Origin of the sequence: Methyloglobulus morosus KoM1, assembly GCF_000496735.2 — a bacterium.
Lineage (GTDB): Bacteria > Pseudomonadota > Gammaproteobacteria > Methylococcales > Methylomonadaceae > Methyloglobulus > Methyloglobulus morosus.
This window is the reverse complement of the sequence record NZ_AYLO01000009.1, coordinates 1-25,280: the sequence shown is the minus strand read 5'-3', so window position 1 is coordinate 25,280 and position 25,280 is coordinate 1. Positions and strand designations below refer to the sequence as shown.

Genomic DNA, 25,280 nt, shown 5'->3' with positions numbered 1-25,280 from the left:
CATGCCTACCTCACGTACCAGCTTGAATCAATTGGAAATGCGCGGTTATTTTATCCATCGCCATATCGGCCCGAATCCTAAGCAAATCCGTGAAATGCTTGCCGAACTTGGCTTGAGTGAACTGGATGAAATCATCGGACAGGCGTTGCCTGCCGACATTGTCAACCATGAACCCCTGAAACTGACCGAAACGATAAGCGAAAGCGCCGTCACCAAACACATGCGCAAAATGCGCGAACGCAATAAAGTGTTCACTTCGATGATCGGTATGGGTTATTACGACACCGTTATGCCCGCCGTGATCAAGCGCAATGTCCTGGAAAACCCAGGCTGGTACACCGCTTACACGCCTTATCAAGCGGAAGTCAGCCAGGGGCGGTTGGAAGCCTTGCTAAACTTCCAGCAAATGATTATCGACCTGACTGGCATGGAACTCGCCAACGCTTCCTTGCTCGATGAAGCCACGGCTGCTGCGGAAGCCATAACCATGTCCAGGCGTTTATCCCATAGCACTGCCAATGCGATAGTGGTCGATCAGGATTGTCACCCGCAAACCATTGCTGTTGTTCTTACCCGCGCTCATTCGCTGGGTTATGATGTCATCATCGCCGATCCGTATAGCGGCTTGCAACAATATGATTTTTTTGCTGTGCTGGTGCAATATCCCGGTTCAAAAGGCGAAATTAAGGATTTAAGCGAAATCGCGGCGATTGCTCATGAAAAATCCGCGCTATTGACCGTTGCTGCAGATTTGCTAAGCCTGGTCTTGTTGAAACCGCCGGGAGCCTTCGATGCCGATATTGCCGTTGGCAGCGCCCAACGCTTTGGTGTACCAATGGGGTACGGGGGGCCGCATGCGGCATTTTTTGCCACTCGAGACAAATACAAACGCTCCGTTCCCGGTCGCATCATCGGCGTTTCAAAAGACATTCACGGTCAGATTGCCTTTCGTATGGCCCTGCAAACCCGCGAACAACATATTCGCCGTGATAAGGCCACCAGCAATATTTGCACCGCGCAGGTTCTCCTGGCTGTCATTGCCGGTTTCTACGCGATTTACCACGGCGCTGAAGGCCTTCGTTTGATAGCGGGCAGGGTGCATCGTTATGCCCAGATTTTGGCGACAGGCATTTCCCAACTAGGCCTTGAGGTTATCAGCCACTGTTATTTTGATACCATTGTCGTCCGAGTCCCGAACCGTGCAAAACGTTATGTGGCACAAGCCGCAGATGCGAATATCAATCTGCGTTTTATTGACACCGACCATATCGGAATATCCCTGGACGAAACGACAACGCGGCTTAACCTGCGGGAACTGTGGCAAGTGTTCTCCACGCCCGCAATAGAATTTCCCGACATTAACCGGATAAACGCCGCACTGGAGGGATGCATACCCGAATCGCTATTGCGTAGCGATAATATCCTGCAGCATCCCGTTTTTGAACGCTACCATTCCGAGACTGAAATGATGCGTTATATGCGACGGTTAGCCCGGCGCGATATTGCGCTGGACCGCTCGATGATACCGTTAGGTTCGTGTACGATGAAGCTCAACGCAGCGACGGAAATGCAATCGATTTCCTATCATGAATTTAACGGCTTGCACCCATTCGCCCCGCTTTACCAGACACTGGGCTATCAGCAATTATTTACTGAGCTGGAAGATATGCTATGTGATTTGACCGGCTTCGATGCCTTCTCGCTACAACCCAATGCCGGCTCGCAGGGCGAATACACGGGCCTGTTGGTCATCCGCAAATATCATGAAGTTACAGGTCAGGGGCAGCGAAATATCTGCCTGATCCCGGCTTCCGCGCACGGCACTAACCCTGCTAGTGCGGTGATGGCGGGACTGAAGGTCGTGGTCGTCGCCTGCGATGCTTGCGGTAACGTCAGCCTGGACGATTTGCAGGCAAAGGTCGCCGAACACAGCAATACCTTAGCTGCATTAATGATTACCTACCCATCCACACACGGTGTGTTTGAACAAGCGTTCAGGGAAATCTGCAACCTGATTCATCAACATGGAGGGCAGGTTTATCTGGATGGCGCCAATTTTAATGCGTTGGTTGGCTTGTGCCGTCCCGGCAAAATCGGTGCCGATGTTGCCCACCTTAATCTGCATAAGACTTTTTGTATCCCGCATGGAGGGGGCGGCCCCGGTGTTGGCCCGATTGGCGTAGGGGCGCATTTGGCCCCGTTCCTGCCGGATCACCCTGTGGTAAAAGGCATCAATCCGGCTAAAGGCAAACACGACACTGTTGGCACCGTATCCGCCGCGCCCTGGGGTTCTGCCAGTATCTATGCCATATCCTGGGCTTATATTGCGATGATGGGCGCAGCCGGATTAAAACAGGCAACACTGACCGCAATATTGAACGCCAACTATATCGCCAAACGCTTGGCTCCTTATTACCCTATCTTATACAGGGGGAAAAACGGCTGGGTCGCCCATGAATGTATTATCGATTGCAGTGAATTCAAAAAAGCCTGCAACATCACCGTGGATGACATCGCCAAACGCCTGATCGATTACGGTTTTCATGCGCCGACCGTGGCCTTTCCCGTCGCCGATACCCTGATGATCGAACCGACCGAAAGTGAGGATAAGGCCGAAATAGACCGATTTTGCGCTGCGCTAATCGCTATTCGCCAGGAGATCAAAGCCATAGAAAACGGGAATGCCGATGCCGAAAATAACGTGCTGCACAATGCGCCGCATACCCACCGCTTATTGCTGGAAGAATGGACATTGCCGTACTCCAGGCAGCAAGCCTTTTTCCCTGACAACGACCAGCATGACGATAAATACTGGCCGCCGGTTGGACGTATTGATAATGTTTATGGCGATAGGCATGTGGTTTGTACTTGTCCGCCTTTATCGGATTATGAGTAAACTTATTACAAAATGGCAAGCCTGACATTAAGGATTCTATAAGGTTGCAAATCCCGACCCGCTTCGCTAAAGTCTGGAATGATTTTAAAAGATCCGTAGGGCGGATTAGACGCGCAACCAAAAGGTCTTTCCATTTTGACTGGACTATGGGCGCGTCGTAATCCGCCGTATGAATGGACACCCCATGCGGCGGATTACGCGCGCGGAAAAACTTTACTTACCCAAAGCTTGAAAGATTTGCGCGTCTAATCCGTCCTACGTCCCTATCTAAATAAAGCACAATACTGAGGAAACTATGATATACAAAGTCGAAGGTGACATCCTGTTGAGCAAGGCGCAAGCGATTGTCCACGGAGTTGGGGTAAACGACCCTATGGATAAAGGTTTGGCTTTGAAACTACGTAACAAATATCCCTCCCTACAAAAAGACCTTGACCGCTGGTGTCATCAGCATAATACAAAGCCAGGTGAGGCCTGGATGTGGGTTGGGCAAAATAACATGCGTATCGTGAACCTAATTACCCATGAAAATATGGAAAGCAACGACCATCACTACGACAAGGCAACCCTAAGCAATATCAGGCACGCGTTAACGGTATTAGTGAAAATGATAGCCTTTGAAAAACTGACCTCGATTGCTTTGCCGAGGTTGGGTACCGGTTTGGGTGATTTGGACTGGGATGATGTGTGGCCGTTAATTGAAAATAATTTAGGCGGGCTTGATATTCCAGTCTACGTATACGTTGTTTATCATCCTGGGCTACCCGCTGATGAACCAGCCGTTTAAACAACCTGTCCATTTAACCGTCCTGTTCCCAAACGCCACAGCAGACAATCAAGGTAAGAAATATATGCTGGGCTTGAAGGAGCGGTAGGCCGTTTTCAAGCCGCCCAACTGAACTTACCCGAACCGTTTCCGCTCTTATGGAGTGTGTCCAGGTGGTGAGCAACGTGAATCCAGTTCTTTGGTGGCCTTCGGAGGAACGGCGGGAAAACGCTAATATTACCCGCTTCATGGGATTGGCGGGGGAACGCTATGGTGTTGCTATTACCGGCTATGCCGCCCTTTACCGATGGTCTATTGAAAATCCCGCCGCTTTTTGGGATTTGATGTGGCAGTTTGCGGATATAAAGGCAGGCCGGAAAGGGGAGGTGGTTTTATCGCATCAAGACAGGATGCCAGGAGCCCGTTGGTTTCCGGATGCCCGGCTCAATTATGCGGAAAACTTATTGCGCCACCGTAATAAGGACAACATTGCCATTAGTTTTCACGGAGAAAGTGGCGAAACCCGACAGCTAACTTATCAAGGCCTACATCGCCAGGTTTCCCAGCTTGCCCAAGCGTTGCGGAATGACGGCATCAAGCCCGGCGACCGCGTGGCCGGCGTTTTGCCTAACCTTCCTGAAGCCATCATCGCAATGCTGGCAACCGCCAGCCTCGGTGCAATATGGAGTAGCTGTTCACCGGATTTCGGGATTCCCGGTATCGTAGACCGTTTCAGCCAAATAGCTCCCAAGGTATTGTTTGTCAGCGACGGTTACACTTTCGGCGGCAAGGTATTTGATCGATTGGATCAGGTTGAACCTTTGCTTAAGGCACTCCCATCGGTTCAAAAGGCCGTGTTAATCCCTTACCTAAAAAAGAAACCGTTCAAGGCCACCAATCAGGTAATGCTCTGGCAAGACTATCTGGTCGAATTTTCGGAAGACCAACCACCGATAGGGTTTGTGCCGATGGCATTCGACGATCCGTTATTTATCCTTTATTCTTCCGGCACCACGGGGCCGCCGAAATGTATCGTGCATAGTGTAGGCGGGACTTTGCTCCAGCACCTGAAAGAACACAAACTGCATGTGGATATCCATCCCGGCGACCGCCTATTTTATTACACCACTTGTGGCTGGATGATGTGGAACTGGCTGGCTTCCGGCTTGGCGTCCGGTGCGGAGCTGGTGCTTTATGACGGTTCGCCGCTTTATCCCAGGGCCGATTCGTTATTTGACCTGATTGATGAATTCCGTATCAATATCTTTGGGGTTTCCGCCAAGTATATCGACACCATCAAAAAAGCCGCCATTAACCCTAAAAACACCCACAACCTGTCATCGCTCAATACGATTTTGTCTACCGGATCGCCCCTGTTGCCGGAAGGGTTTGATTACGTGTACGAGTCGATCAAATCCGATGTCTGCCTGTCGTCCATTTCCGGCGGAACAGACATCATTTCCTGCTTTGTCTTAGGTTGCCCGATCCTTCCGGTGCGCCGGGGAGAAATCCAGTGCCCTGGACTGGCGATGGACATCGATGTTTATGACGACAACAGCCAATCATTGCAAGAGGAAAAAGGTGAGCTGGTCTGTAAGGCACCGTTTCCTTCCATGCCGATTGGTTTCTGGAATGACCCCGACCAGAGTCAGTATCATGCCGCCTATTTTGAAAAATATCCGGGCGTGTGGTGGCACGGCGATTATGTGGCGTTGACGGAAAGCGGTGGAATGATTATTTATGGCCGTTCGGATGCGGTGCTCAACCCTGGCGGCATCCGAATTGGTACGGCTGAAATTTACCGGCAAGTGGAGCAGGTGGATGAGGTGCTGGAAAGCCTGGTGGTTGGGCAGGACATTGACGGCGATTGCCGAATTATTTTGTTTGTCATCCTGCGTAATGGGGTAATGCTATCAGATCAATTGAAAGTGAAGATCAAACAACAGATCAGGCAAAATGCCTCTCCCCATCATGTTCCAGCAGAAATCCTTCAAGTGACCGACATTCCGCGTACCAAAAGCGGTAAAACTGCCGAGCTGGCGGTACGCAATATCATTCACGGGCTTCCGGTAAAAAATCGGGATGCCCTAGCCAATCCCGAAGCGCTGGAACAGTATAAGCGTATTACGCCGTACCCAAAGGACAAATGATCTGGAAAATTCTTATGCTTGCACATCTGACCAGCCTAGATTGAATCTGCCTACAGCCTTATTTTTATTAATAACCCTATTTGACGGCTCAATGAACCGCCGCTAACTTTCGCCTCTGCTCATCCAAACCATCCCAAAATGCAGCAACGCCGTCCAGCATTTCGTTTCCGTAACGGATAAAACTGTCTTCATCGAGTTCCAGGGTGAAATACAGTTCCTCCAATTCTTCCTGGGTATGGGCGGCATGTTGGCATTCCAGTCGGTCGTGCCAGATGAAAAATCCCAAAGGCAGGTCAGTCCCATTCCGTTCATTAAACAGATGAAAGCCCTTGATTAATTGCCCCCAAAATCCGGCGGCTGCCCAGTTTTCAACGGCATAACTGGCGGCTTGGGATGCTTGATAGTTATCTCCGCCATAAAGCCGGATGAGTTCATCACAGAAAAATAAGGTAGGTTTAGTGCCGTGTTTGGGTTGGCCTATTTCAGTAAATGAAATACCGAGCTTAAGGGCAAGGTTATACAACCACTCAAAATGGCCGGCACCAAAATGAAAAGTGCCTCCCTCTACGCTCCCTTCTGTTGAGCCAAGATTTTTTCCACCGCCTGAATGGCGGGTCGATTTGAACCGCACTCCAATTTCATTTGCCAAAATTTCTTTTGATGCCCGCATACTTTCCAGCGTATCGGCATGGATCATCTTGTGCAGTTGGGCAATCAGGAATTGATTGGAAAACACCGAAAATTGGATGATAAAAGCCTTGATTTGCGCCAAGTTTTGTTCGCCATGTTCAAACCATTCCGTATAGTGATTGTCGGTAATGACACGGTGCTTTAGGAGTTCGCTATTAATACGGCGCTGAAATTTGAGGAACCGTTTAGCTTTATTGAAGGAATACTCATTTCGCCCTTCACTGAGCGCAATCAGCGATGGTGCTGTCAAACCTTCGATATGGTGTTTTTGTGCAAAACTGGCTAACAGGTCGTCTAGCATGATGCACCTCCGGTAAAAATTGCTGTTTGATCTATTGGACATAACCCCGATTCGATAAGTTTCTGGGAGTATCGGAATGTATGGGCTTCCAAAAAAATAGCAGTGAAACTTAATAGGCACGTTTGGGTCTTATTGTCGTATTGAAGACGGAGGCAGTGTAATGGACAGTGCATCAAATCCGGTCGGGACAGATGGTTTCGAATTCGTCGAATATACCGCACCGGATACCCGTGAGTTAGAACGATTATTTACTAAAATGGGTTTTGTCGCTATCGCAAAACACCGTTCCAAGGATGTGGTGCTTTATCGGCAGGGGCAAATCAATTTTATCATCAACCATGAGCCGGACAGTTTCGCCCAGGCTTTTGCAAAAGTGCATGGCCCGTCTATATGTGCGTTTGCAATCAGGGTTAAAGATGCCGCCCAATGTTTCAACCGTGCCATCAATTTAGGAGCCCAACCCTATCAAGGCCATATCGGGCCGATGGAACTCAACATTCCGGCAATCCGGGGCATAGGCCGCAGCCTTATTTATCTGGTGGATCGCTATGGTGAAGAGCATTCCATTTATGATGTCGATTTCATACCGCTGGACGGTGTGAATCCACGACCTGTCGGCGTTGGGCTGACCGCCATCGACCACTTGACCCATAATGTTTACCATGGTGGCATGGACAAATGGGCAGAATTTTACCAATGGCTGTTCAATTTTCGTGAAATCCGTTATTTTGATATCCAAGGTAAGGTTACTGGATTGAAATCCCGCGCCATGACCAGCCCTTGCGGCAAAATCCGCATCCCGATCAATGAGCCGACCGATTCCAAATCGCAAATCCAGGAATATCTGGACGTGTACCACGGCGAAGGTATCCAGCACATTGCCCTGGCTACCGAGGACATCTACGCCTCCGTAGAACAATTGCGGGCTAACGGTGTCCAGTTTATGGACGTTCCCGATACTTACTATGACACAATCAACGAAAGGATACCCGGTCATCACGAAGCACTGGAGCGCTTGCGTAACGACAGGATATTGATCGACGGCGACCCCGCCGTCAGTACTGGACTGTTACTGCAAATATTTACCAATACCGTGATCGGCCCCATATTTTTTGAGATTATCCAACGCAAAGGCAATGAAGGCTTCGGCGAAGGGAATTTTCAAGCACTTTTTGAGGCTATCGAGCGCGACCAGATCAAACGGGGAGTGATTTGATGCCCTGGATCAATATACCCAAGGTGGAAGGTAACGCATCACGGCAGGCGCATACCGATCTCCCTGCGGGTACTTATGAACGGGAATTAGGCAAAGAAGGCTTTTATGGGCCTTCTACCCAGATGTATCACCGTCACCCGCCAACATCTTGGTTAACAGTTGAGGGCTTGTTGAAACCCCGCGCTTTTGACACAAAAAAATTGGTATATTCAGGAAACTGTCCTTGGGATGCGCCCTTGCTGTTCAGCAACGCCAACACACAAATTCGCTTTATGAAGTTGGAAAACGACATGGATCATCTGGTGAGGAATGCCGACGGCGATGAATTGGTTTTCGTGCATCAAGGCTCTGGCGAACTGTACTGCGATTACGGTCATTTAGTGTTTAGCGAGGGCGATTATGTCATGTTGCCTCGCGGGACGATGTGGCGTATCTGTGTGCAGGAATCCGTTAGTGCTTTGTTGGTTGAGTCGACTAACGACAGCTACCGCTTACCGGAAAAAGGGCTGGTTGGCAATCAGGCGATTTTCGATCCGGCTATTTTGGACGTACCGAAGATTGATGACGCATTCATCGCCCAGCAAAATGAAGCACAATGGCAGGTGGTAGTCAAAAAAGGAAACCAATTGAGCACGATCGCCTATCCATTCAATCCACTGGATGCCGTGGGCTGGCATGGCACGTTGATGCCGGTACGCCTTAACTGGCGCGATATCAGGCCGTTGATGAGCCACCGCTACCATGTGCCGCCTTCAGCCCATACCACTTTTACTTCCAGCCGTTTTGTCGTATGCACTTTCGTGCCACGGCCTTATGAAACCGATCCTAAGGCCTTGAACGTGCCTTTTTTCCATAGCAATGACGATTATGACGAACTGATTTTTTACCATGCCGGCCAGTTTTTTTCCCGTGACCATATCGAACCGGGGATGATGACCTTGCATCCCAGTGGAATTTCTCACGGCCCGCATCCGAAAGCGCTAAAAAATGCCGAGAAAAAGCGCGGGATAATGACGGACGAGGTGGCGGTGATGATTGATGCGCGGGATACGCTGGAAATTTCCGAACAGGCCAAAACCATTGAGTGGACGGGTTATGTGGATTCTTGGAAATGAAACTGGCCACCCTTAAGACAGGTGACCGAGATGGAATTCTCGTGGTCGTCAACCGCGAACTAACCAAAGCGAAACTTGTTCCCACTATCGCATTGACGCTGCAAGCGGCACTGGACAACTGGAGCGAAGTTGAACACGAATTGCGAGAAGCTTATAGGCAAATTAACGAAAGCAAAGGCGAATTTATCCCTTTCGATTCATATAAGGTGACTGCGCCATTACCTAGGGCTTACCAATGGCTGGACGGTAGTGCTTATTTAAGCCATGTTGAAAGGGTGCGGAAAGCGCGCGGCGCAGAAATGCCGGAAAACTTATACAGCGACCCATTAATGTATCAGGGTGCATCGGATAACATGCTCGGCGCTTGTGATCCTATAGAAGTCGCCAGTGAAGCGTGGGGCATCGATTTTGAAGCCGAAGTCGGCGTGATTACCGATGATGTGGAATATGGGGTTTCCATTAACGATGCCGGTTCCCATATCAAGCTGATTGTCTTGATTAACGACGTTTCACTGAGAAACCTGATTCCTGATGAACTGGCTAAAGGCTTTGGTTTCCTGCACGGCAAACCCGCTAGCGCATTTTCACCCGTTGCAGTCACTCCCGATGAATTGGGTGCGGCTTGGGAAAATACGAAATTACACTTACCCTTAACTGTCGCTTGGAACGGCCAGTTATTTGGCGAAGCAAATGCTGGCGAGGATATGCAATTCAGTTTTGCCAAGTTGATCCATCATGCCGCTAAGTCCCGAAAATTGGCTGCCGGGACGATTATCGGTTCTGGTACAGTCAGTAATGTTGATTCAACTACGGGTTATTCCTGCATCGTCGAAAAACGGGTCGTTGAAATCATCGAAACCGGTGTGGCCATCACCGAATTTATGCGTTTCGGCGATAAAATCCGGATAGAAATGCTGGACGGGCAGGGGGATTCAATCTTCGGCGCGATTGAACAGGAGGTCAAGCCATGCCGATAATCCTGTACAGTTATTTCAGGAGTTCCGCCGCGTATCGGGTACGCATTGCGTTGAACCTGAAAAATATTGGCTATGAAATTCGCCCCGTACACTTGCTCAAGAACGGCGGCGAACAATTCAAGGCCGATTACTTGGCGCTTAATCCACAGGGACGAGTGCCCGTCCTGGTGGTGGAAAATACGGTATTGTCCCAGTCGTCCGCGATTATCGAGTATCTGGAAGAAGTCTACCCGACTCCGCCGTTGCTGCCCGCCAATGCCATAGAGCGCGCTTATGTCCGCTCATTGGCTCAAATCATTGCCTGTGACATTCATCCGCTCAATAATTTGCGGGTGCTGAATTATTTAAATGACTTAGTACAAACTGACTTTCAACTGTCTTGGTATAGCCATTGGATACACGAAGGATTTTCCGCTATTGAGCAACTGCTGCTAAAAAATAATTCCTGGGGACGATTTTGCCATGGCGATGCGCCCGGTATGGCCGATGCCTTTTTGATACCACAAGTCTATAATGCCTTCCGTTTTGGGTGCGAAATGAACAATTTTCCACTGATTAGTGCTATTTATGAAAATTGTATGCAAGAAGCTGCTTTTTCCAATGCCGCACCCGACAACCAACCTGATGCCGAAACATAATTTTATCGGCTAAGGTGATGTTATACAGGGCCTTTAAAGTGCCAGTCCTATGTGGCTACTATTCTGCTTGTGTTCTCCTAAATTATCGATCAGCACCATAATATTGGCGTAGTATTAGGCAAATCCGGCTGGATTCCATTCATCCATCATCTTCTGGCGCGCCGCATCCAGGCGAACCGACATCAATGCGGCAAATTTCTTTAGCAGTTCATAGCCGAATTTCGGCTCCTTCTCGCATCGCGCCAGTATGGTAGTGCCGTCGAACATAAGCAATTCGGAGTCCTCTTCTGGCATGGCTTGAAAGTTCCATTTATAAGGCGATATCAGCCAAGACCAGCCCAAAACCTGGTCTTTACCCAACGTCTGGATCTCCAAACTAGGCCCGATTATCGCCGGCATTTGTATGGCAATGCGACCGTTACGGACAACATAAAACTTATCAGCGTTTTCGCCTTGCTGAAACAGGATTTGTCCTTTTTTTATGGCAAATTCACTCGAATACTCACATAGATATTTGAGTGTTTCCTCACTAAGCCCAGAAAAAAACTCGTGAGCCGACAGGTACTCCACAATAAGTTGATTGCCCATTTTAAACCTCCCCTAAGCAATGTTTACGAAGGCTTTAATATTATTTTCATCATACTCTCCTCATTAATAATTAAAATGTCTATAACATTCGGATGAAAAACCACGTCCTTCCAGATTTAAAACCAAAGGATGACATACCGGATGTATTAAATATAATTAGTAACAATAAATAATTTGGCACGCTAATAAATCAATGCCGGTTATATGACCTATAAGATGTCGTAAAATTCCTTGGTGCTTGTTTGAATTTTTTCCAGTCAGCATCGTGCCGTTTTTAAAGATCATATCGCTCATTGAAATTTAAGTCGGACTTCGTAGAAACTTATGCCCTTTCGGTCAATTGTGTCAATTGATACAGGTGGAAAACTTTATATTGGTCAGCGTTGTCTTAGGGACGTTTATCCAGTAAATCAAGCTTCTTCTACCTTACTACGCGCTGTTTTGTTAAACAGAACTTTTGGGTGGTTCGTTACAGTAGATATGAGAACACTTTTTACCTTGCTGATTAGCCTGTTGATAGTCGGTTGTAAACCGGGGTCTTACCCGTCCGAAGCGGATAGGAATCCCGCAGAATTACACGATCAATATTTTCTCACTGAAGATGGCTCATATCTCCCATTACGTCGCTGGTTACCCACTGTTGGAACAGTCAAGGCAGTCATTATCGGTTTACATGGCTTTAATGATTACAGCCATTTCTTTCATCAGCCCGCTGAATATTTCAGCAAACGGGGTATCGCTTGCTTTGCTTATGACCAGCGTGGATTCGGCGCATCGCTGCGTAGGGGGTATTGGGCAGGTACGGAAACTTATACCAAGGATTTACAGAGTTTTGTCCGGTTGATAAAACAAAAATACCCGGGAGTGCCCATATACTTATTGGGTGAAAGTATGGGTGGCGCCTTAGTCATTGCAGCAGCCAGAGATGCCCGGATGCCGAAGGTTGATGGGTTTATATTGGTCGCCCCTGCCGTTTGGTCTCGAGAAACCATGCCTTGGTACCAAACGGGGTTGTTATGGCTCCTAGCCCACACGGTGCCTTGGGTTGCCTTAAGTGGCGAGAGCGTTGCAGTGAAACTGTCCGATAACCGGGACATGGTGCATGCCTTGGATGATGATCCGCTAGTGCTCAGGAAGACCCGGGTTGAAGCGTTGTACGGCTTGGTCGACTTGATGGATAAAGCTTTTTATAACGCAAGCTTTATTAGCGGCAACGTCTTCTTGCTCTACGGGGAGAAAGACTACATTTTGCCGAAAGAGGCGGTATATAGCTTTATACAGCGGCTGTTTACCGGCGGCACAAAGGGAAAAACCGTTGGGTTTTACCCTGATGGTTACCATATGCTGTTACGTGACTTGCATGCACCGATGCTTTGGCGAGACATCACGGCTTGGATTGATTCTCGAGGATCAGGTCAACTGCTTTCCGGCGCTGATAAAATTGCCAAAAATAGGCTTCGCATACTGCGACCTACCGAAGAGGGTGGTTTTAACAAATCTGGCATATCAAAAGGATAGTGTTTGCCTATAATCGTTGCTTACAGCAACGTAACCACGAGACAGGGCATACCGAGGGTGGAAGCAAACACCCCGACAACAGCCAACATGACGATAAGGACTGGCCACAAGTGGATGCACCGATCATGTTTATTGTGATCGCCCTATCGTTTGCATTTGCCGGCCTGCGGCACTATCGATCATAGCCGTGTTCGATTGACAAGCAAGATCCTATGTTCTATCGTTTGAACGGATATGCCATTCCGAAACAAGACGGTTCCCCATTCCACTAAAGGAGAAAATCAATGCCTATCAATATTAATGGCAACATCAGCGATGCGTTGAGCCAAGATCCTTATTACGTCGTTATTTCCAGCAAGGATGTAGAACTCGACGAGCAGGCAAAAATAAGTTTCGATGTTCTCAAAGGAAGTTTTCGAAAACTGGAACGACAACCCGGAGATGGGGTTAAACGAGGGTTCGGCTTTTGTGAATTCAGCTATGATGATGGGACATTCCAACTCAAGGAAAAAACCGGTTTATACAAACAGATGCCCTCTTTGCCTATAGAGGTGTTGAGTCAGGACTTCCTCGATGGGAATTCTACGAAGAGCCTGGGAAATAGCTTTCTCGATGACATCATTCAAAGCACCGCTAAGCACTTACCGACAGGTATCGATACCGCCTATGTCATCAAACTCATGATGGCTGGCTATGACGTGTACATGGAAGAATTTCCTGTGCACCGGGATATGGTTGATTATACCGTTACTTATCTCATCGACAAGGTCGATGTTGCAGGAGGAGTTTTAAGGTTGCACAAAGAAAAGAAAGAGGGAACGGTTTTTAAGGAGATCGATATGACAAACCCAATGGATGGCTTGTTCTTCCGGGATGATAAAATGTTTCACAGTGTCACGGAGTTGAACATCACCCAGGAAGGCGGCCATCGCGACATCATCATATTGGGGTTCAAGGGGTGAGCCAAAGAGGGCCATTACCCCCTGTCAATCGGCCCGACCCCGTAAACATCGCGGTGACCGTCAATGAACGCCGTCATCGCTTGGGCGGATGGTCGAACTCCGCCTAGCCGAAAACAGCGCAAACAGGAAAATATCGTACATTGGCATTGAGCTTTCCCGTCGGTGTCTAAAATACCTGTACGGAGTGAAAATATCATAAAAATAAACCATTTATATATGCTTATCGTGCGATTAGTTTGCCAAATCATATTCTTTTTTTGCTTGTTCTTTATGGTTGTCTAGCCATTTAGCTAGGTTTTCTATGACCACGACGCGTATTGAAACATTAAAGTCACCCCGCTTATTTTAACTTAACAATGGCAGTCCTTGGGACTGCTAACAGCGGTCAAGCCCACCGCTTTGCGGGGGCGATATGACTTATTAGAATCATGAAGTTAATGCCATTTTATGGGTTTTTTACATGATTCCTGGCCTACCCTCATCAGCAGCCGCTAGGACAGCCGCAAGACCGATGATCGGTATATAGGCGAGTACTTCGCGGTCATCGCCAGGGCGTTTGAGCAATAGGCGCTGCAAGAAAAGCAAGGGTTTGGGCATGTCGGTAAACGATGCCCCGTTCTGCATCCTGTAAAAGGGATATAATGCGGTCAGTCATAATTATGGTCTTGAAAAGGATAAGATGTTTTTTGAAATCTTAGTAAGTTTCTTATAAGCTATCCTCTTTATTGTTTATGTGAGTTAACAATGCCTTACCTTAAGCTAAATACGAACGTGACTATCACTGACCAGCAATCACCCAAATTGTTAAGCGACCTGTCTAAATTGATGGCACAGGAAACGGGAAAGCCGGAACGCTATGTCTTAGTCGAACTGGTGGAAAACAAGGCAATGCTGTTCGCTGGTACGGGCGGATCGATAGCCTACTTGGAATGCAAAAGCATAGGGTTGAGTGCAAGCCAGGCAAAATCAATCTCTGCGGCAGTAAGCAAGCTATTGAAAGAAAGCCTGCAAGTGGATGGTGACCGCATTTATATCGAGTTTAGCAACTGCCCAGGAGAGTTCTGGGGTTGGAATGGCTCGACATTCGGATAGTGTCGATATGACAGTTGCTTGAATGGCAATCGATTTGATAGAAAGACTTATCTGCTTCAAGCCTAGTTATGCCGAATCAAAACGGGAAATCGGCTTTGCGTAAACTGTCATATAATCTTCAAAAATCGGTCACGTTCTTGTCATAAAAAAGCATTAACCTGCATCTTTGAATTCTAAATCGTTGGTGGACTCTTGGGGAGTGGTTACGTCAAAATTGTAGCCGGTCAAACCAAGACAAACCCTTGGGAGGACGAGATGAAACTGCTTTATGCGATTCACAAATACGATGTTTTTATGTTCTCCTGGCTGATTAACGCCAGTATCCATAATACGTTGGCCAAGGTTTCCCGCTATGTTTCGCGGACGGGCGACGGTGGGCTATATGTTTTGGTTATGGCTTTGCAATATTGGGAATATGGTTCACAAAATCTGTTGCTGCAATCTGTTTTATTGGCTTTCGCTATTGAAAGGCCAGTCTATTTTGTCTTAAAAAATGGCTTCAAGCGTAACCGTCCCGAAGCCGCCTTAAAAAATTTCCATAGTTTTATCAGGCCTTCAGATAAGTTCTCTTTCCCATCTGGGCACACTTCCGCTGCCTTTGTGATGGCGGTTTTGCTGGGTCATTTTTTCCCCCTTCTATTGATACCGCTTTGCTGCTGGGCAGGCTTGGTCGGTTTTTCCCGTGTGGCATTAGGCGTGCATTTCCCCACCGATATTTTGGTGGGCTGTGCTATGGGTGTTACAATCGCGCTCTTTAGTATCGGTCAAATAACTTAATTAATGCGACTATTTTATGGCGTTCAAGGTACCGGCAACGGTCACATAACCCGTGCCAGGGTCATGGCAAAAGAACTGTTCAAGGCAGGCATTGAAGTTGATTTCCAGTTTACGGGCCGTGCCTTTGACAAATATTTTGACATGGATATTTTTAATGGCTATCAATTGCGTCACGGACTGACGTTTTCCTTTAATAAAGGGCAAGTCAGCTATATAAAATCACTGTTGACTTCCAAGCCAATTACTTTCATCAAGGAAGTCAAAGAACTTGATTTAAAAGGTTATGACTTGGTTATCAGCGATTTTGAACCGGTTACCGCCTGGGCCGCCAAATCCCAAGGCATACGTGTGTTGGGAATCGGGCATCAATACGCATTCAACCATAAAATTCCTCGGGAAGGTTCTGACCCAATAGCCGATTTAGTGATGAAATACTACGCGCCTGTGGACATCGGTGTGGGTTTGCATTGGCATCATTTCGGGCAACCCGTGCTCCCGCCCGTGATCGAAACAAAAGAACTGTCGAAAAAAATCAACAAAAAAAAAATCATTGTGTATCTTCCCTTTGAAGATACTAAGATAGTCATTGACCATTTGATACCTTTTAAGAACTTTGAGTTCCACATCTACACGGCGGATATTGTGCCGTCCCCGTCTGATTTTGTTGTTTGCAAGCCGTTGTCGCGGGAAGGTTTTCAACAAGACCTCGTTGATTGCGCTGGCATCATCAGTAATGCCGGATTTGAGCTTGCCAGTGAGGCCTTGCAGATGGGGATAAAAATTCTCGCAAAGCCGTTACATGCCCAAATGGAACAAATCTCGAATGCTGCGGCATTGCACCAGCTAGGCTATGGGCAAGTCATGCATGACTTGGATGTTGCGGCAATTGACCACTGGCTACACAATGCCAATGCCATCCAGGTCAGCTATCCCAATACCGCAAGGAATTTGGTCGAGTGGATACAAAATGGCATGCCTGAGATGACTGCCGATTATGTCGAGGGTATTTGGAATACGGTAGATATTAAGCATATCCACAATTAGAGGTATTCAAGCCAACCGTGTAACTGAGGCCCTGCCCAAACCCTCGTGATTCTTTTAAACTCTTTTTAATCATTGGGTTGTATAAATATCTACCTATATAATCCAACCATATCCCACAGTAGTTGTGGGCATCCGCTTTAAAAAATAATTCGAATTGTTCCTCTTGTCCCCGCAGTACAAAGCTCCGGCATCGACCAAGTGAACTAGGTCGAGACCTTAGCGCAAACAGTCTCATTGTTCCGCCTCGATTCTCGATTCCGGTATCCGTTTACCTGTGCAACGTCGTCCCCTCCGGCCTTTCTGTGCTCAAGCCCAAACCTGCGCCTCAACTGAAAGCAAGCGTCGCAAGCTCACCGCGCAAATAGGAAGATGACGCGTGGGTTGAATTTTAGGTTGCAGGTGGCTCTTTACAGACCGTAGTAATATACGGCATGATGAAGTAGCTCGCCGAAACTGCCTCTCTTTAGGTAACCGAACCTATCAACCTCTGTGACTGCCCGAAGGCGGTTTCCACGCTACAAGCTTTATGCCCATACTGGATGTTTGCAAGGCGCTTCATCTGACCGGGTCTATCCTCGTGATGGCAAGTATGCACTATATTATATAAATTGGGCTGCTCGCTAAACGTAACATGATTAACGGAGGGACGAATGTCAACCTGGCTTAATGAATTATTAGCCAACACTAACAGCTTTATGCCGCACGGGGCTTGTTATCTCTGGCTACCTTCAATGTTGTGGTTGCATATCCTTAGCGATGCAAGCATTGCGACCGCTTATTTTTCCATCACATTTGCGTTGTTGTATTTCGTCCATAAACGAACTGACCTGGCTTACCGTTGGGTGTTTGCGTTGTTTGGTATGTTCATCCTTTTATGCGGCGCCACCCATTTAATGAGCATCTGGACAATTTGGCATCCGGATTATTGGCTGGATGGGCTAGTCAAATTTGCCGCAGCGCTCGTATCGCTTGTGACCGCCGCACTAATTTGGCCGTTGATCCCAAAACTATTGCAACTGCCTAGCCCTAACGAATTGAAAACAAACGAAACCTATCTTCGTGCCATCTTCAATGCTACGCCGGACGCTATGTTAATCAGCAACGACCAGGGCATCATTACCATGGTCAACCGGCAGGCTGAGACATTGTTGGGCTATAAGGGTGATGAATTGATGGGGGAATCGATAGAGGTTTTACTGCCTGAATATTTTCGTGGTGACCAAGCTGCCCTAAGGCAACAAATGCCCAAAGCACCTTTTAACAGGACAATGGGGACAGGGCGGGTGGTGCTGTGGCAAAAAAAAGACAACAATGAAATTGATGTCGACATCAGTTTTAGTCCCATCCAAACTGAACAAGGCCTTTTTATGGCCAGCGCCTTGCGCGATGTCACCCTTCAAAAGCAAGCAGAGGCTGCGTTACACGCAAGTGAGGAGCGTTTTCGCAGGGTAGCCAACAACGCATCCATTTTAATTTGGATTACCGATGAAAATGGGGATTCCACTTTCGTCAATCAATCCTGGCGGGATTTAACGGGGCTAGAAGTCACACACATGGTTTATGGAGAGTGGATTAAGTTGGTACACCCAGATGACAGGGGTTCGGCTTTCGTGCGGTTTTATCAAGACACCCAATGCAAGGAACCCATTAAAACTGAATACCGTATCTATGGTGCGGACGGGTCATGGCACTGGATTTTGGACAAAGCGATACCCACCTTTAATGATGGCGGTAAATTTACCGGTTACATCGGCTCGGCGATAGACATCACTGAGCGCAAACAAGCAGAGATCCAGCTTCGTATCGCCGCCACCGCTTTCGAGACCCAGGAGGCAATGGTTATCACCGATGCCGACCGTATCATAATGCAGGTCAACAAGGCTTTCACTGAATCTACCGACTACACGGCAGATGAAACGGTGGGCCAACACATGGACATGCTCAAATCAGGGCAACATGATGAGGCCTTTTATACCGTAATGTGGGAGAGTGTCGAGCACACCGGCTCATGGCAAGGCGAAATTTGGGAGCGGCGCAAAAATGGTGAAATTTATCCCAATTGGTTAGTTATCACGTCGGCGAAAGGGCACAATGGCGTCGTTTCCCATTATGTTTGCACCCATATCGATATCACTGAGCGTAAGTTAGCCGAAGAAAAGATAAAAAAACTGGCCTTCTTTGATCCGCTTACCCAGCTTCCCAACCGTCGGCTGTTGATGGAGCGGCTAAAATATGGCATCGAGCTAGCCCGGCGAGAAGGCAGGCAACTGGCCATGCTGATGCTCGACCTTGATCGTTTTAAAGCCGTCAACGATAGTTATGGCCATCAGGCGGGTGACCAGTTACTGCAACTGGTTGCAGTAAGGCTTAAAACTCGGCTGCGTGCTGTCGACACGATTGCCCGTTGGGGTGGCGATGAATTTATCGTGTTGCTGGAAAACATTACCCATCCGGACGATGCTGGGCGGATCGCTGAAGAAATCCACGCCGAACTAACCAAACCTTTCCAGCTCCTCCAAAGTGACGATGTGCGGATTGGCGCCAGCATTGGTATCTGCCTGTACCCACAACACGCAGACAACGCTGAACTATTGCTGGATTACGTTGACGCTGCATTGTATCTTTCCAAAGATCAGGGGCGTGGTGGCATTGCCTATTTTTCGGAGGAGATCACCCGTGCCATCCGCGAGCGGATTGCGCTGGAGGCCCGCTTGCGTAGGGCGATTGGGCACCAGGAACTGCGCGTGTACTACCAACCACAAATTGATATTGCCAGTGGCCGTATGGTAGGGGCCGAGGCCTTGGTGCGCTGGCAAGACCCTGATGAGGGGCTAATCCCACCCTCCCTTTTTATTCCGATTGCCGAAGAATCCAGTTTGATTGTAAAGATTGGCGAGTGGGTGCTACGGGAAACCTGTCGCCAAGGTCGGCTGTGGCTAGATATGGGGTTGCCACCGATGACCTTGGCGGTCAATGTTTCCCCACACCAATTCCGGCGCAGCGACATTAATGCTTTAGTCGCTACGGTACTGGCTGAAACCGGTTTTCCAGCCGGACAACTGGAATTGGAAATAACCGAAAGCGGGTTGATGGCGAACCAGGACAATGCCACTAACATCCTCAACAACCTCCATGCCCAAGGCGTCCGCCTTGCCATTGACGACTTCGGCACCGGTTATTCATCGCTGGCTTACCTGAAGCATTTCCCCCTGGATGTGCTGAAAATTGACAAAAGTTTTATCGACGAAATTCCCCATAACAAAGATGACATGGAAATTGCAGCCACCATTGTGGCGATGGGGCATACCTTAGGGTTTAAAGTGTTGGCGGAAGGCGTGGAAACACCGGAGCAATTGGCGTTCTTACAGAAAGCCGGTTGCGATGTGTATCAGGGCTATATCAAAAGTCGCCCCATACCAGCAGAAGAATTTGCCGAGTTATTGCTTGAGCAACAGGGAGATGGGTAACGGAATGGGAATACCCGCTAAGACTAGATATTGAGTCGATGAAATAGGGTATGCAACGTAGAAGAACAGTTCGTACAATTGGCCGAAATGGATGACGTTGGTGGGATTGGTCGTGTGCAAAGATTGTGAAAGTCTAGCTATATGCAAAAAACGATAGACTTGGTCGTTATCTAGTTTAAACCTTCAAAGTAGCCCCCTTGCTTGACAGTATTTCACCTGCGATGCATAGAATGTCGGCTTCAAGCTCAAAATCCCGTCCCACTTGGGGATTTGATCACGATCAGTATCTTCGAGTACTTGCTCCATTGCGTTACTGGTTTCTTTTTGGGTCACTCGGGCTCAAAGGTTACGTCCTTAACAGAGTGTCAGCTAGCCCGAGGCAAGCTCAAAAGAAAAATATTTGTCATATTTTGGACTAGAATAGAATGCTGACTTTTTCAATTCTTGTTTCTTTCAATGGCCCAGTCATTTAAACCTCTTCTTAATTAGGTCACTCATCTAAATATGGGTAACATGCTCCGCTTTCTGCCAACGCCACCAGAAGCCGACGTTTACATCGGCTCTTACAGCCCAATATTGGTTATCGTCTCCGTGCTTCTCGCTATTCTCGCATCCTTTGCGGCATTAAATGCCTGCACACGCATCAAGCATTTTGATGAAGCAGCGCCCAAACTGATCTGGTCAATGATTAGCGCTGCCACTTTGGGTCTAGGCATTTGGTCGATGCATTTCATCGGTATGATGGCATTGAGGTTGCCCTGCGTTATCCACTACGATTTGGCCATAACCTTAATCTCGATGTTGCCCTCCATCTTGGCCAGTGGCGTTGCATTGGGTATTTGGCATTATAGGGTCAAAAATCTTCCACACGTCGCCAGCAGCCTCTTGCTTGGCGCAGGCATCGGAATGATGCACTATACGGGGATGACAGCCGTACGAATAGAAGGTTTCGTGGGCTATAACCCCTATCTGTTCGCATTATCGATCCTCGTGGCCGTTATACTATCCTACATCGCATTACGTGTGAGGGGCGATGAGATCCTTCTAAATAAAAAGGGCAATGCGGTCGTCGCTATCATTATGGGCGGAGCGATATCCGGCATGCATTATACCGCTATGTCTGCTGCCTACTTTGTGCGCGACCCTACTGATACATTGCCTCCTGCAGGCCTCGATAACAAAACCCTTGCTATCTGCATTATCCTCGCTACGGTGTTTATGGCCTTGGCCACATTATTTCTTGCTTCACTATCACGTAACCGGCAGGTGACAAGACAGCTACGTGATAGTGAAGAGCGCTTTAAAATTGCCATTGCTACAGGCCAGATTGGGATATGGGATTATGATCCACAAAACAATACGCTGGTCTGGGACGATACCATGTTTGCTTTGTATAGGGTTCGGAAGGACGATTTTTCGGGGGCTTATGATGCTTGGTCGACACGCTTGCATCCCGAGGACAAGGCGGCAACCGAGGCGGCGTTGCAAGATGCCATTGCCGGTATTAAAGAATACAATACCGAGTTTCGTATAATCTTGCCAGACGGGGATATAGGCTACATCAAAGGGAATGCCCAGGTCATCAAGGATCAGGCCGGTAAGGTGATACGGTTGATTGGCACTAATTGGGACAACAGCGACTATGCCCTGACCCAACAAAAACTAAATTTTGCCTTTGCCGGTATCAATAAAAGCAGGAATGCTTTCTTCTGGATTAATAGCCATGGACAGGTGGTCGATATCAATGATTGTGCCTGCGAAAGCCTTGGCTATAGCCGTGAGGAACTTATTGACCAGAATATCTGGTTTTTTGACTCCAATTTTTCTGCCGAATCTTGGCCCGAACAATGGGAAGATAAAAAGAAGAAGCTATCCCACACGTTTGAATCGTGCCATCGGCGTAAGGATGGGTCGATTATTCCGGTAGAGATTACCGCCAACTACATCATTGTCGACAAAAAAGAATACTGTTTTTTCTATAGCCACAATATCAGCAAGCGGAAATCAAACGAAGAACAAATTAAACAACTGGCCTTCTATGACCCACTGACCCAACTCCCCAACCGTCGGTTGCTGCTGGAGCGGCTAATCCACGCTATCGAAAAGGCGGAGCGTGACCACACACATCTGGCACTGCTAATGTTCGACCTGGATCGTTTCAAGGCCGTCAACGACAGCCTGGGACACCGGATGGGAGATGAGTTGCTGCAACAAGTTGCGGCACGCATGAAATCAATATTACGCAAAGTCGATACCGTAGCCCGTGTGAATAGTATGGTGGCTCGTTGGGGCGGGGATGAGTTTGTCATACTGCTTGAAGACATTACCCTAACTGACAATGCCGCATTGGTGAGCAATAAGGTTATCGCGGCTTTATCTAAACCTTTCCAACTCACCCAATGTGACGAAGTGCGAATTGGCGTCAGCATTGGTATCGCCCTGTATCCAGAGCATGGGGACAACGCTGAAATATTATTGGATCGTGCAGATGCCGCATTGTATCGCGCCAAAGATCTGGGACGCGGCTGTTTTGCTTATTTTTCCGAAGACCTCMCGGTTGCTGTCCGTGAGCGTATCGCATTGGAAGCACGGCTACGCAAAGCCATTGAGCAACAGGAATTACGTGTATTCTACCAACCGCAAATAGACATTGCCAGTGAACGTATTGTTGGGGCAGAGGCGCTCGTGCGATGGCAAGATCCTATTGAAGGATTAATCCCTCCTTTCCGATTTATCCCTATTGCCGAAGAAACCAACCTGATTGTAGACATAGGCGAATGGGTGCTGCGCGAAACCTGTAACCAAGGCCGTAAATGGCTTGATATGGGATTGCCATCGTTGACACTGGCGGTTAATGTTTCCCCGCAGCAATTCCGCCGCAGCGATATTACCGCCTTAGTTGCGCTGGTGCTGGCCGAAACCGGCTTTCCGGCAGGACAATTGGAGCTGGAAATAACGGAAAGCGGATTGATGGAGAATAAGGATAACGCAACGGCTATTCTCAATAAACTTCATGCCCAGGGCGTTCGGCTCGCTATTGATGACTTCGGTACAGGTTATTCGTCACTGGCTCATCTAAAGCATTTCCCATTGGATGTACTTAAAATCGACAAGAGTTTTATCGACGAGATCCCTCATAATAAAGACGATATGGAAATTGCCTCTACCATTGTAGCGATGGGGCATATCTTAGGTTTCAAAGTGTTGGCAGAAGGTGTGGAAACTCAGGAGCAGCTGGTGTTTTTGCAGAAAACCGGCTGCGATACTTACCAGGGCTATTTAAAAAGCCGCCCCATACCAGCGGACGAGTTTGTTAATTTACTGCGTGATCAACAGCGGGTTACGTAATAAAGCTACTCGGCGGCATCCATTTTATTGATGGAGATTTGGATTGCCGTCTTTGAGGACCTCGACCTCGAACTGGATGGAGTTGGATTCATCGTCAATCTCCGCTTCCATGGCCTTACCGCCAGTTTTATGTTCAGCAGCTTTGATCGCTTCGGATAACGTAATTTTGGCTTGACTAAAAAGCTGTAGCTCCTTGGCTTCCTTTTCTTTCGATTCACCTGCTTGTGCCAGATTAACGGTAGTTCCAGCCATGATAACCGTGACAAATAGGGTTTTTAAAGGAATATCCTCTAAGTTAAAGTAAAGTCCAAACTTTATTTTCTATTCCTTGATAAAAACCACAAGCCCGGTTGCCACAAAGGCGAATAGGCCGGATGCCATAAAGGCCAGGGTGTAATTTCCCGCTAGGTTATGGAGGTAGCCTGCGCCGTAAGACGCTATCGCTGCGCCGACCTGGTGGGTGAAACAAATCCATCCGAATACGACCCCGACATTTTGCTTGCCGAACAAATCGGCGGTGAGTGCGGATGTGGCCGGGATGGTCGATAACCAATTAAGCCCGTAAACGACAGAAAACGCCATCAGTTGCCCGGTCGATTCGACATAGGGCAAAAGCAGCAAGGTTGCGCCCCGAAGCAGGTAATAAACCGCCAGCGGCCAGCGTTTGCCGAAGCGGTCACAGAGCCAGCCGGACAGTATCGTGCCAAAGATATCCGTAGCCCCCATCAAACCCAATGAGACCGCCATCGTCATTTCGGGGAAGCCATGTTCGATGCCGTGGGTGATTAAATGGGTCTGGAACAGCCCCGAGGTGGTCAGGCCGCAGATGCCGAAGCTGGAGGCCAGTAACCAGAATTGCGGGTTAGCTATTGCTTTACGCATCGGGTTTGGGTCAGGGCTAAGGGTTGTATCCGTATGCCCGTTTGCGCCGTAAGGTCTTATCCCCTTTAAACCGGGGCTATCGGCCATTAGCCATATCACCAAAGGTAATACAACCAATGCTAGCAGTGCCACAATAAATAAGGTCGTCGTCCGCCATCCTTCGAGGATATTCAGCTTCATGAGGACTGGCGTAAATATCAATTGCCCGGACGAAAACGCCGCGCCCAATATCCCCAAAGCCAACCCACGGCGTTCATGAAACCAGCGGTTAACCACCGCAGAACCCATGATCATCGAAGTCCCGCCCGAACCTGCGCCGATGACGACCCCCCAAAGCAGGTACAATTGCCAAGGTTGTTGCATCAGGACACTGCCGCCTGCCCCCAATGTCACCATGACAATCATCAGGATAGTGATGGCTTTTACACCATACACATCCATCAACCGACCCAAGAACGGCCCTGCAAGCCCGAACAAAAACAGGTTGACCGAAACCGCACCGCTGATGGTTTCCCTGTCCCAGTGAAATTCATGCTCCAGGGACAACATGATGATGCCGGGGATAGAGCGAAGGGCAGAAGCGACGAACAGGCAAGCGAAGGTTACAGCGAGAATAACCCAGGCAAAGTGGATACCTGATCGGTTAATAGTCGTCATCTCTATTATGCTCCTTGCAACGGCTAATAAACCTGGGTTATGGAATTGCCCTAATTAAGGCGTAAGGATGACGCTTTCGGCGGTGTTTTCTATCGTTCCCACGCTCTGCGTCACTGCCATTAAGTTAAGCCCTATTTGTCTCAAAAGCACAGTTTTTTCTGCCGTTTATGGAAACTCAGCAACGAGCGGGCCGAAC

General features: G+C 48.2%; 21 protein-coding genes and 1 other annotated feature. Of the genes, 15 read left to right on the top strand and 6 right to left on the bottom strand.

Annotated features, from left to right (window positions below):
- Position 1: 1 nt before the first annotated feature.
- The 3 genes from gcvP to MGMO_RS01455 all read left to right on the top strand — a co-directional run bounded on the left by gcvP (position 2) and on the right by MGMO_RS01455 (position 5,812).
- Positions 2-2,896, top strand: coding sequence for an aminomethyl-transferring glycine dehydrogenase (gene gcvP / locus MGMO_RS01465; RefSeq protein ID WP_023493236.1), 2,895 nt, complete (start codon positions 2-4; stop codon positions 2,894-2,896).
- 295 nt (positions 2,897-3,191) lie between these two features.
- On the top strand, positions 3,192-3,683 hold the full coding sequence (locus MGMO_RS01460) for a macro domain-containing protein (protein WP_023493235.1): 492 nt from the start codon (positions 3,192-3,194) through the stop codon (positions 3,681-3,683).
- A 164-nt stretch (positions 3,684-3,847) separates the two neighbouring features.
- Positions 3,848-5,812, top strand: coding sequence for an acetoacetate--CoA ligase (locus MGMO_RS01455; RefSeq protein WP_036306468.1), 1,965 nt, complete (start codon positions 3,848-3,850; stop codon positions 5,810-5,812).
- A gap of 88 nt (positions 5,813-5,900) precedes the next feature.
- Here the strand turns inward: MGMO_RS01455 and MGMO_RS01450 are convergent, their stop codons facing one another.
- The gene (locus MGMO_RS01450; protein ID WP_235557205.1) at positions 5,901-6,845 is read right to left on the bottom strand and encodes a hypothetical protein; all 945 of its coding nucleotides are present in this window, start codon (positions 6,843-6,845) and stop codon (positions 5,901-5,903) included.
- A 118-nt stretch (positions 6,846-6,963) separates the two neighbouring features.
- Between MGMO_RS01450 and hppD the strand changes: the two genes are divergently transcribed.
- The 4 genes from hppD to maiA are packed head-to-tail and all read left to right on the top strand — an operon-like array spanning position 6,964 to position 10,749.
- Positions 6,964-8,019 carry a 4-hydroxyphenylpyruvate dioxygenase gene (gene hppD, locus MGMO_RS01445; RefSeq protein ID WP_023493232.1) on the top strand — a complete coding sequence of 352 codons (1,056 nt, stop codon included), beginning with the start codon at positions 6,964-6,966 and terminating at the stop codon, positions 8,017-8,019.
- Positions 8,019-9,134 carry a homogentisate 1,2-dioxygenase gene (locus MGMO_RS01440; protein WP_023493231.1) on the top strand — a complete coding sequence of 372 codons (1,116 nt, stop codon included), beginning with the start codon at positions 8,019-8,021 and terminating at the stop codon, positions 9,132-9,134. Before hppD ends, MGMO_RS01440 begins: the two co-directional genes overlap by 1 nt.
- Complete coding sequence (locus tag MGMO_RS01435) at positions 9,131-10,111, top strand: fumarylacetoacetate hydrolase family protein (RefSeq protein WP_023493230.1); 981 nt, start codon at positions 9,131-9,133, stop codon at positions 10,109-10,111. Before MGMO_RS01440 ends, MGMO_RS01435 begins: the two co-directional genes overlap by 4 nt.
- Positions 10,102-10,749, top strand: coding sequence for a maleylacetoacetate isomerase (gene maiA / locus MGMO_RS01430; protein ID WP_023493229.1), 648 nt, complete (start codon positions 10,102-10,104; stop codon positions 10,747-10,749). Before MGMO_RS01435 ends, maiA begins: the two co-directional genes overlap by 10 nt.
- Before the next feature lie 114 nt (positions 10,750-10,863).
- Here the strand turns inward: maiA and MGMO_RS01425 are convergent, their stop codons facing one another.
- Positions 10,864-11,337 (bottom strand): Crp/Fnr family transcriptional regulator, encoded by a 474-nt coding sequence (locus MGMO_RS01425; RefSeq protein ID WP_023493228.1) that lies wholly within the window; start codon positions 11,335-11,337, stop codon positions 10,864-10,866.
- Between the two features lie 480 nt (positions 11,338-11,817).
- Between MGMO_RS01425 and MGMO_RS01420 the strand changes: the two genes are divergently transcribed.
- From MGMO_RS01420 to MGMO_RS01410, 3 genes are all read left to right on the top strand, one after another.
- Positions 11,818-12,855: an alpha/beta hydrolase gene (locus MGMO_RS01420; protein WP_051383944.1), complete on the top strand. Its 1,038-nt coding sequence runs from the start codon at positions 11,818-11,820 to the stop codon at positions 12,853-12,855.
- Positions 12,855-13,040: a hypothetical protein gene (locus MGMO_RS01415; RefSeq protein ID WP_036306466.1), complete on the top strand. Its 186-nt coding sequence runs from the start codon at positions 12,855-12,857 to the stop codon at positions 13,038-13,040. The genes MGMO_RS01420 and MGMO_RS01415 overlap by 1 nt, the downstream gene beginning before the upstream one ends.
- A gap of 99 nt (positions 13,041-13,139) precedes the next feature.
- The gene (locus MGMO_RS01410; RefSeq protein ID WP_023493226.1) at positions 13,140-13,817 is read left to right on the top strand and encodes a 2OG-Fe dioxygenase family protein; all 678 of its coding nucleotides are present in this window, start codon (positions 13,140-13,142) and stop codon (positions 13,815-13,817) included.
- Positions 13,818-13,823: 6 nt separating this feature from the next.
- Positions 13,824-13,936, bottom strand: a sequence feature (AL1L pseudoknot).
- Here the strand turns inward: MGMO_RS01410 and MGMO_RS19830 are convergent.
- Both MGMO_RS19830 and MGMO_RS19825 read right to left on the bottom strand, forming a co-directional pair.
- Entirely contained in the window at positions 13,832-14,014 is a 183-nt protein-coding gene (locus tag MGMO_RS19830; RefSeq protein WP_161808448.1) for a hypothetical protein, read from the bottom strand. It overlaps the preceding feature by 105 nt.
- Before the next feature lie 259 nt (positions 14,015-14,273).
- Positions 14,274-14,441, bottom strand: a complete 168-nt coding sequence (locus MGMO_RS19825) for a hypothetical protein (protein WP_023493225.1) — start codon at positions 14,439-14,441, stop codon at positions 14,274-14,276.
- Positions 14,442-14,561: 120 nt separating this feature from the next.
- Here MGMO_RS19825 and MGMO_RS01405 point away from each other — a divergent pair, with 120 nt between their 5' ends.
- The 5 genes from MGMO_RS01405 (at position 14,562) to MGMO_RS01385 (ending at position 23,545) form a co-directional block, all read left to right on the top strand.
- Positions 14,562-14,909 carry a phenylpyruvate tautomerase MIF-related protein gene (locus MGMO_RS01405; protein ID WP_023493224.1) on the top strand — a complete coding sequence of 116 codons (348 nt, stop codon included), beginning with the start codon at positions 14,562-14,564 and terminating at the stop codon, positions 14,907-14,909.
- Positions 14,910-15,164: 255 nt separating this feature from the next.
- Complete coding sequence (locus tag MGMO_RS01400; RefSeq protein WP_023493223.1) at positions 15,165-15,686, top strand: phosphatase PAP2 family protein; 522 nt, start codon at positions 15,165-15,167, stop codon at positions 15,684-15,686.
- Between the two features lie 3 nt (positions 15,687-15,689).
- Entirely contained in the window at positions 15,690-16,730 is a 1,041-nt protein-coding gene (locus MGMO_RS01395) for an MJ1255/VC2487 family glycosyltransferase (RefSeq protein ID WP_023493222.1), read from the top strand.
- Between the two features lie 650 nt (positions 16,731-17,380).
- Positions 17,381-20,197, top strand: coding sequence for a bifunctional diguanylate cyclase/phosphodiesterase (locus tag MGMO_RS01390; protein WP_023493220.1), 2,817 nt, complete (start codon positions 17,381-17,383; stop codon positions 20,195-20,197).
- 504 nt (positions 20,198-20,701) lie between these two features.
- The gene (locus MGMO_RS01385) at positions 20,702-23,545 is read left to right on the top strand and encodes a bifunctional diguanylate cyclase/phosphodiesterase (protein ID WP_023493219.1); all 2,844 of its coding nucleotides are present in this window, start codon (positions 20,702-20,704) and stop codon (positions 23,543-23,545) included.
- 24 nt (positions 23,546-23,569) lie between these two features.
- On the opposite strand, the gene MGMO_RS01380 is transcribed toward MGMO_RS01385, so the two are convergent.
- Together MGMO_RS01380 and MGMO_RS01375 are read right to left on the bottom strand one after the other, a co-directional pair.
- Positions 23,570-23,797 (bottom strand): PepSY domain-containing protein, encoded by a 228-nt coding sequence (locus MGMO_RS01380; protein WP_023493218.1) that lies wholly within the window; start codon positions 23,795-23,797, stop codon positions 23,570-23,572.
- A gap of 69 nt (positions 23,798-23,866) precedes the next feature.
- Positions 23,867-25,084 carry an MFS transporter gene (locus tag MGMO_RS01375; protein ID WP_023493217.1) on the bottom strand — a complete coding sequence of 406 codons (1,218 nt, stop codon included), beginning with the start codon at positions 25,082-25,084 and terminating at the stop codon, positions 23,867-23,869.
- Between the last annotated feature and the right edge of the window lie 196 nt (positions 25,085-25,280).

Bases quoted from the DNA above. Each gene is read 5' to 3' on its own strand.
- MGMO_RS01395 (WP_023493222.1), top strand. From the start codon at position 15,690: ATGCGACTATTTTATGGCGTTCAAGGTACCGGCAACGGTCACATAACC.
- MGMO_RS01375 (WP_023493217.1), bottom strand. From the start codon at position 25,084: ATGACGACTATTAACCGATCAGGTATCCACTTTGCCTGGGTTATTCTC.
- MGMO_RS01380 (WP_023493218.1), bottom strand. From the start codon at position 23,797: ATGGCTGGAACTACCGTTAATCTGGCACAAGCAGGTGAATCGAAAGAA.
- MGMO_RS01425 (WP_023493228.1), bottom strand. From the start codon at position 11,337: ATGGGCAATCAACTTATTGTGGAGTACCTGTCGGCTCACGAGTTTTTT.
- MGMO_RS01390 (WP_023493220.1), top strand. From the start codon at position 17,381: ATGTCAACCTGGCTTAATGAATTATTAGCCAACACTAACAGCTTTATG.
- MGMO_RS19825 (WP_023493225.1), bottom strand. From the start codon at position 14,441: ATGCAGAACGGGGCATCGTTTACCGACATGCCCAAACCCTTGCTTTTC.
- hppD (WP_023493232.1), top strand. From the start codon at position 6,964: ATGGACAGTGCATCAAATCCGGTCGGGACAGATGGTTTCGAATTCGTC.
- MGMO_RS01460 (WP_023493235.1), top strand. From the start codon at position 3,192: ATGATATACAAAGTCGAAGGTGACATCCTGTTGAGCAAGGCGCAAGCG.
- maiA (WP_023493229.1), top strand. From the start codon at position 10,102: ATGCCGATAATCCTGTACAGTTATTTCAGGAGTTCCGCCGCGTATCGG.
- MGMO_RS01420 (WP_051383944.1), top strand. From the start codon at position 11,818: ATGAGAACACTTTTTACCTTGCTGATTAGCCTGTTGATAGTCGGTTGT.
- MGMO_RS19830 (WP_161808448.1), bottom strand. From the start codon at position 14,014: ATGATATTTTCACTCCGTACAGGTATTTTAGACACCGACGGGAAAGCT.
- MGMO_RS01440 (WP_023493231.1), top strand. From the start codon at position 8,019: ATGCCCTGGATCAATATACCCAAGGTGGAAGGTAACGCATCACGGCAG.
- MGMO_RS01405 (WP_023493224.1), top strand. From the start codon at position 14,562: ATGCCTTACCTTAAGCTAAATACGAACGTGACTATCACTGACCAGCAA.
- MGMO_RS01450 (WP_235557205.1), bottom strand. From the start codon at position 6,845: ATGTCCAATAGATCAAACAGCAATTTTTACCGGAGGTGCATCATGCTA.
- MGMO_RS01435 (WP_023493230.1), top strand. From the start codon at position 9,131: ATGAAACTGGCCACCCTTAAGACAGGTGACCGAGATGGAATTCTCGTG.
- MGMO_RS01400 (WP_023493223.1), top strand. From the start codon at position 15,165: ATGAAACTGCTTTATGCGATTCACAAATACGATGTTTTTATGTTCTCC.
- gcvP (WP_023493236.1), top strand. From the start codon at position 2: ATGCCTACCTCACGTACCAGCTTGAATCAATTGGAAATGCGCGGTTAT.
- MGMO_RS01410 (WP_023493226.1), top strand. From the start codon at position 13,140: ATGCCTATCAATATTAATGGCAACATCAGCGATGCGTTGAGCCAAGAT.